Source organism: Methyloglobulus sp., from assembly GCF_040079455.1.
In the GTDB taxonomy this organism is placed as follows: Bacteria; Pseudomonadota; Gammaproteobacteria; order Methylococcales; family Methylomonadaceae; genus Methyloglobulus.
Genome location: NZ_JBEBKJ010000114.1, coordinates 1 through 7352, shown reverse-complemented (window position 1 = coordinate 7352; position 7352 = coordinate 1). Strand labels below are relative to the sequence as shown.

8 protein-coding genes are annotated in these 7352 nt (G+C 46.1%); 2 read left to right on the top strand and 6 right to left on the bottom strand.

Annotated features, from left to right (window positions below; all coding sequences use genetic code 11):
- Positions 1–143 precede the first annotated feature (143 nt).
- Positions 144–605, top strand: coding sequence for a cyclic nucleotide-binding domain-containing protein (locus ABL924_RS17050; RefSeq protein ID WP_349028298.1), 462 nt, complete (start codon positions 144–146; stop codon positions 603–605).
- Positions 606–738: 133 nt separating this feature from the next.
- Here ABL924_RS17050 and maiA read toward each other — a convergent pair whose 3' ends face one another.
- Genes maiA through hppD form a run of 4 tightly spaced genes read right to left on the bottom strand, consistent with a single transcriptional unit; the run spans position 739 to position 4524 of the window.
- Complete coding sequence (gene maiA, locus ABL924_RS17045; RefSeq protein WP_349028297.1) at positions 739–1386, bottom strand: maleylacetoacetate isomerase; 648 nt, start codon at positions 1384–1386, stop codon at positions 739–741.
- Positions 1377–2357, bottom strand: coding sequence for a fumarylacetoacetate hydrolase family protein (locus ABL924_RS17040; protein ID WP_349028296.1), 981 nt, complete (start codon positions 2355–2357; stop codon positions 1377–1379). The genes maiA and ABL924_RS17040 overlap by 10 nt, the downstream gene beginning before the upstream one ends.
- Entirely contained in the window at positions 2354–3469 is a 1116-nt protein-coding gene (locus ABL924_RS17035) for a homogentisate 1,2-dioxygenase (RefSeq protein ID WP_349028295.1), read from the bottom strand. Before ABL924_RS17035 ends, ABL924_RS17040 begins: the two co-directional genes overlap by 4 nt.
- On the bottom strand, positions 3469–4524 hold the full coding sequence (gene hppD, locus ABL924_RS17030) for a 4-hydroxyphenylpyruvate dioxygenase (RefSeq protein ID WP_349028294.1): 1056 nt from the start codon (positions 4522–4524) through the stop codon (positions 3469–3471). Before hppD ends, ABL924_RS17035 begins: the two co-directional genes overlap by 1 nt.
- 139 nt (positions 4525–4663) lie before the next feature.
- Between hppD and ABL924_RS17025 the strand changes: the two genes are divergently transcribed.
- Positions 4664–5566: a hypothetical protein gene (locus ABL924_RS17025; protein ID WP_349028293.1), complete on the top strand. Its 903-nt coding sequence runs from the start codon at positions 4664–4666 to the stop codon at positions 5564–5566.
- An 83-nt stretch (positions 5567–5649) separates the two neighbouring features.
- Here the strand turns inward: ABL924_RS17025 and ABL924_RS17020 are convergent, their stop codons facing one another.
- On the bottom strand, positions 5650–7005 hold the full coding sequence (locus tag ABL924_RS17020; RefSeq protein ID WP_349028292.1) for a Fic family protein: 1356 nt from the start codon (positions 7003–7005) through the stop codon (positions 5650–5652).
- A 157-nt stretch (positions 7006–7162) separates the two neighbouring features.
- The coding region (locus tag ABL924_RS17015; RefSeq protein WP_349028291.1) for a hypothetical protein at positions 7163–7352 on the bottom strand (190 nt) is incomplete at its 5' end.

The following is a 7352-nucleotide window of genomic DNA, read 5'->3' as shown; positions in this document are numbered from 1 at the left end:
GCTTTGGCAAGAACGGCATTTGTGCTTCACTGTCATCTTTATCATGGGCTTATGGCAAATTTATAATGTAACTTATCATTTAAAATTTAGCCACTACCTCAATATTAATATCCCTCGTAACTAACGCATTATGGAGGTTTATAATGAACGATCAATCAACTGCCGAGTACCTGTCGTCTCACGAGTTTTTTTTCGGTCTCAACGAAGACTTGTTACAATTCCTGTGTGAGTGTGCCATCAAAAAAGGACAGATCCTGTTTCAGCAAGGCGAAAACGCCGACAAGTTTTATATTGTCCGTAGCGGTCGTATCTCCATACAAATGCCTGCGATAATTGGCCCTGACCTAGAGATCCAAAAACTGGGAAAAGACCAGGTTTTGGGCTGGTCTTGGCTAATACCACCCTTCAAATGGACTTTTCAAGCGATGCCTGAAGAAGACTCGGAATTGCTCATGTTTGATGGTGCTACCATACTGGAGCGATGTGAGAAGGAGCCTAGATTCGGCTACGAACTGTTAAAGAAATTTGCAGCTTTGATGTCGATGCGCCTGGATGCTGCACGCCAAAAGATGATGGGTGAATGGAATCCAGCTGGATTTGCTTAATACCCCACGCCAAGGTTGTTTGTTATGCTGGTGGTAGCCTTGAGAGAACCCGTTTAGGTAAGCGTTGCGAAAATAGTGCACAACAATACGCACATTACCGGCAGTGCGTAAAATCTCCTATTAGCTGAGAAAATTAAGTTTCGGTATCAGGCTGATTTTCCGGTGCGGCAATGGAAAAAGCAGTTTCTTGCATACAATTTTCATAGATTCCGCTAATTAACGGAAAGCTGTTCATTTCGCATCCAAAACGCTGGGCATTGTAGACTTGCGGTATTAGGAAGGCATCGGCCATACCGGGTGTGTCACCATAACAACACCGTCCACAGTAATCGCTTTTATGCAGTAGCTGTTCAAGGGCGCTAAACCCTTCTTCTATCCAGTGGCTGCGCCAAGCTTGTTGAAAGTCACTTTTTAATATGCTTTTTAGATAATTCAACACCCGCAAATTATTGAGGGGATGTATATCACAGGCAATAATCTGAGCCAACGAACGGACATAAGCGCGTTCAATGGGATTGGTAGGCAGCAACGGAGGGTTTGGGAAGGTTTCTTCCAGATATTCGATAATCGCGGACGATTGGGACAATACCGTATTTTGCACCACAAGGACGGGTACCCGTCCTTGTGGATTCAGTGCAAGATAATCGGCATTGAATTGTTCGCCGCCGTTTTTGAGCAGGTGAACAGGATGAGTTTCATAGTCGATATTTTTCAGGTTCAACGCAATCCGTACTCGGTATGCGGCTGAACTCCTGAAATAACTGTACAGGATTACCGACACGGTCTGACCTCCTGCTCAATCGCTCCGAAGATTGAGTCCCTCTGTGTGTCTAGCATTTCTATCCTTACTTTGTCTCCAAATCTTAAATATCCCGTAATGGCCGCACCGGTTTCTATGATCTCAACGACCCGCTTTTCAACAATGCAGGAATACCCCTTTGTTAAATCATAATTGCTAACCGTACCGGAGCCGATGATAGTCCCGGCAGTCAGTTTTCGAGACTTGGCGGCATGATGGATCAGGCTGGCAAAACTGAACTGCATATCGACACCGGCATTTGCATTGCCAAATAACTGCCCGTTCCAACGGACTGTCAAAGGCAAATGCAATTTGGAATCTTTCCAAGCTAGCCCTAGTTCGTCGGGAGTTACTGCCACTGGCGAAAATGCGCTAGCCGGTTTGCCGTGCAGAAAGCCAAAGCCCTTGGCCAGTTCATCAGGAATCAAGTTTCGCAATGAAACGTCGTTAACCAATACAACCAACTTGATATGGGCGGCAGCATTATTGATAGGAATCCCATATTCCACATCATCGGTAATCACGCCGACTTCGGCTTCAAAATCGATACCCCAATCTTCGCTAGCGACTTCAATTGGATCACAAGCCCCCAGCATATTGTCCGAAGCACCTTGATACATCAAAGGATCATCGAACAAACTATTTGGTATATCTGCGCCACGCGCTTTCCGCACCCGTTCGACATGGCTCAAATAAGCGCTACCGTCCAGCCATTGGTAAGCCCTGGGCAACGGGGCGGCAATTCGGTAGGGATCAAATGGGATACAGTCACCCACGCCTTCGTTAATTAGGCGATAAGTTTTTTGCAGTTCAGGTTCAACTTCGCTCCAGTTATCCAGTGCGGCTTGCAGCGTCAATGCGATATGGGGAACAAGTTTCGCTTTGGTGAGTTCACGGTTAACGACAATGAGAATACCGTCCCGGTCGCCCATCTTAAGGGTGGCCAGTTTCATTTCCAGGAATCCACATAACCAAGCCACTCGATCTCTTTGGCCTGTTCGGATATTTCAAGCGTATCACGGGTATCGATCATCACCGCCACTTCGTCCGTCATGGTTCCGCGTTTGTTCTCGGCATTTTTCAATGCTTTCGGGTGCGGCCCGTGCGGGATGCCGCTGGGATGTAATGTCATCATGCCGGGGTAGATATGGTCCCGAGAAAAAAACTGGCCGGCATGGTAAAAAATCAGTTCGTCATAATCATCATTGCTGTGGAAAAAAGGCACATTCAATGCGTTGGGGTCAGTTTCAAAAGGTCTTGGTACGAAGGTGCAGACGACAAAACGGATGGAAGTAAAGGTGGTATGGGCTGAAGGCGGCACATGGTAGCGGTGGCTCATCAACGGCCTGATGTCGCGCCAATTAAGGCGTACTGGCATCAACGTACCATGCCAGCCGATGGCATCCAGTGGATTGTACGGATAGGTGATCGTACTAAGTTGGTTTTGTTTTTTCACCACCACCTTCCATTCCGTTTCATTTTGCTGGGCGATGAATACTTCATCAATCTTTGGTACGTCCAAAATAGCCGGGTCGAAAATCGCCTGATTGCCGACCAAGCCTTTCTCCGGCAAGCGGTAACTGTCATTAGTCGCCTCAACCAGCAATGCGCTGACATGCTCCCTCACGCTCATACGCCACATCGTGCCACGCGGCAACATAACATAATCGCCCTGGCTAAAACTTAAATGACCGTAATCGCAATACAACTCGCCAACGCCCTGATGTACGAAGATCAATTCATCGCCGTCGGCATTCCTGACCAAATGATCCATGTCGTTTTCCAACTTCATAAAGCGTATTTGTGTATTGGGGTTGCTGAACAGCAGAGCCGCATCCCAAGGACAGTTTCCTAAAATCGCCAGTTTTTTTGTGTCAAAAGCGTGAGGCCGTAACAAACCCTCAACCATGAACCAACTCGTAGGTGGGTGACGGTGATACATCTGGGTGGCGGGGCCATAAAAGCCTTCCTTGCTTAATTCCCGCTCGAAAGTATTTGCTGGCAAGTCAGTATGCGCCTGCCGGGATGCAATTCCTTCCACCTTGGGTATATTGATCCAGGGCATCAGATCACTCCCCGTTTGATCTGGTCACGTTCGATGGCTTCGAAGAGTGCCTGGAAGTTACCTTCCCCAAAACCTTCATTACCCTTGCGTTGGATGATTTCAAAGAATATGGGGCCGATCACGGTATTGGTGAATATTTGCAATAACAGCCCGGTACTGACGGCGGGATCGCCGTCGATCAATATCCTGTCTTTACACAAGCGCTCCAATGCCTCGTGATGTCCGGGTATCCGTTCGTTAATCGTGTCGTAGTAAGTATCGGGGACATCCATAAACTGGACACCGCTAGCCCGCAATTGTTCTACGGAGGCGTAGATGTCGTCGGTAGACAAAGCGATGTGCTGGATACCTTCGCCGTGGTAGACATCCAGATATTCCTGGATTTGCGATTTGGAATCGGTCGGCTCATTGATCGGGATACGGATTTTGCCGCAAGGACTGGTCATGGCGCGGGATTTCAAGCCAGTCACTTTACCGTGGATGTCAAAATAGCGGATTTCACGAAAATTGAACAACCATTGATAGAATTCCGCCCACTTGTCCATGCCCCCGTGGTAAACGTTATGGGTCAAGTGGTCGATAGCAGTCAGCCCAACGCCTACAGGTCGTAGATTCACGCCTTCCAGCGGTATAAAATCCACGTCATAAATGGAGTGTTCTTCGCCATAACGATCCACCAGATAGATAAGGCTGCGGCCTATGCCCCTAATTGCCGGAATGTTGAGTTCCATCGGGCCGATATGGCCTTGATAGGGCTGGGCGCCCAATTTGATGGCACGGTTGAAACATTGGGCGGCATTTTTAACCCTGATTGCAAACGCACATATAGACGGGCCATGCACTTTCGCAAAAGCCTGGGCGAAACTGTCCGGCTCATGGTTGATGATAAAATTAATTTGCCCCTGCCGATAAAGCACTACATCCTTGGAACGGTGTTTTGCGATGGCGGCAAAACCCATCAGGGTAAATAATCGTTCTAACTCACGGGTATCCGGCGCGGTATATTCGACGAATTCAAAGCCATCTGTCCCAACCGGATTTGCTGCACTGTTCATTGCACTGCCTCCGCTTTCATTATATAGACAGTCAGACTCGAACCTTATTATTAAGTTTCACTACTTTAACGCCTGAAACTTATCCAATCTGGCTTATGTCAAAGCGATAACAAATCGCAACCTTTACCGGGGGTGCATCATGCTAAACGACCTATTAGCCGATTTTGCACACAAGCATCATATCGAAGGCTTGACAACGCCATCACTGATTGCACTCAGTGAAGGGCGAAGTGAGTATTCCTTCGATAAAGCAAAACGGTTCCTCAAATTTCAACAGCGTATCAACAACGAACTGCTAAAGCATCGCGTCATTACCGACAACCGCTACGCGGCATGGTTTGAACATGGCGACCAGAGTCTGGCACAAATCAAGGCTTTTATCATCCAATTCTCCGTGTTTTCCAATCAGTTCCTGATCGCCCAATTGCATAAGATGATCCATGCCGATACGCTGGAAAGTATGCGGGCATCAAAAGAAATTCTGGCGAATGAAATCGGTGTACGGTTCAAATCGACTAGGCAGACAAGCGGCGGGGACAATCTTGGCGCTACGGAAGGCAGCATAGAAGGCGGTGTTTTCCATTTTGGCGCAGGCCATTTTGAATGGTTGTATAACCTTGCCAAGAAGCTTGGTCTTTCGTTTGCCGACATAGGCCAACCCAAACATGGAACAAAACCTACCCTGTTTTTCTGCGATGAACTGATTCGGCTTTATGGGGGTGATGACTACCAAATTTCCCAAGCCGCCAGCTATGCCGTAGAAAACTGGGCCGCCGCTGGATTCTGGGGGCAATTAATCAAGGGCTTCCACCTGTTTACTGAACGGAATGGAACGCACTTGCCTTTAGGCTTTTTTATCTGGCACGACCAACTGGAATGCCAACATGCCGCCCATACCCAGGAAGAACTGGAGGAACTGTATTTCACCCTGGAACTGGATGAAGACGGGTTTATCCGTTATGGCAATGAGATGCTGGACGGCGTTGCTGCATTTTGGGATGGTTTGGAAGAGCAAAGACGGGAGTTGGTGGCGGTTCATTAAAGCGTTAACCACCTCCACTCTTACCCAAATACATACAAGCCCATATTGAAATGCCGTAGGTAAGAATTCAGTTGTTATTCCGGCTAAGAAAGACTTGCTAATTTTTCCCGTAAATCTCCCGTTGCCATAAAAATAAAAGCACGCCCTCTTTTGGATTTATTAAACAACCCATACTTCTCTAACAGCAACAAATCAGTTCTAGCCGTGTCATAAGTTACATTATGTGACCCTCGATGGCTTTCTACTGTAAAAATTGTATTGGGTAATTTTAAAGCTCTGTTTAATGCAGCAAGTTGGCGATAGTTTAGTGTTTGTTGCAATGTTGTGGATTTATGTATTACGCTTTCTAAATCTCGTTGTTCGTCAGATTTTTTCTTCAAATATTCAAGAAGTTCTTCAATCGATCGCAAAATAACCTTCAACTGATGCAGGATGAAATAAGTTACATCATCCTGGTCTGTTTCTGTATATAAATACGAACGGTTATATTGGGCTGGTGCTTTTTTGAGTATTCTAGAAATTGAGACAAATTCCATTGTCCAATATCCTTGCCGAAGCATTGACCAATAGAACAATGCACGGGCAGTGCGTCCGTTTCCGTCTTCAAATGGGTGGTCATAAGCCAATAAAAAATGCAGTAAAACGGCCCGAATCACGGGGTGAAGGAACTCATTTTGGTTTCTGTCATTGGCAAAATTACAGATTTTTTCAATTCTGCTAGGCACTTCTTTATAGGTTGGGGGAATATGCAGGATTGTAGCGTCCCTTTCATCACCCACATAAACTTCGTCATTGCCGCGCCATTTGCCGATAGCGTTTTCGTTATCCAAAGTATTTTCTGTTAGAATTTCTTGTAGTCTTAAGATTATTTCAGGAGTCAAATCTTCATTGCCGATTTCATTTATAAATTCCATTGCCGTGTAGTTGTTTACAATCATTCGCTCTGAACGGTCTCTTGGCAGCCGTTTTTCACGTAGCATTTCTTTGGCTACTTTCCTAGTCGTAGCAGCACCCTCAAGTTGGCTTGAAGTAATCGCCTCTTCAATCAAAGAGTTGATCAAATAGCTATCTCGTGTAGCAGGGTTTGCTACTTGGGCAGTTGACTTTAATTCTCCCCCGCCATGTAAATCGATCTTATGCAATAAACTCCGCATTGAATTAGTTTCGGCGTAGACAAAGGAAGAACCATTTTTTGCCTTGTGGGGCAGTGCCTGATAAAGAGACTGTCTTGCCGATTTGATCCCAAACCACCACTCCCTGTGGTTTAGTCCATTTGGTGCATCTGAAAGATGCCTTAATTTATCCCAGTGATAGTACTTTCCTTTAGGTTCAGGAGAAATTCTGGAGGAAAATATATCAATGAGCCGTTTGGGGGAAGATTGTTTTACAATCTCTTCGAGCAATTCGCTATATTCGGGTGGCGAAATCGGGATATGCATAGTATGTTGATTGGAGGTACACGGTTTATAACTTTAATTTTAACACCTTACCCATTAAATACCAATTTGGTAGTTATCGGTATTTAATTGGTAGATCATAAAAAGTATCAACTTCTTTCCTTAATATTGGCTTGGTATATGGAAAATTGCCCAAGTTTCAACTCATCAACGCTTTGATACGATAATACTGCTCCAACGCATCAGGATTCGCCAAGGCATCCCGATTTTTTACCGGATGCCCATGAATAATATTGCGTACCGCCAGTTCCGCAATTTTGCCGCTTTTGGTGCGGGGAATATCGGTTACTTGCAGGATTTCTGCCGGAACGTGATGGGGGGAGGCGTTC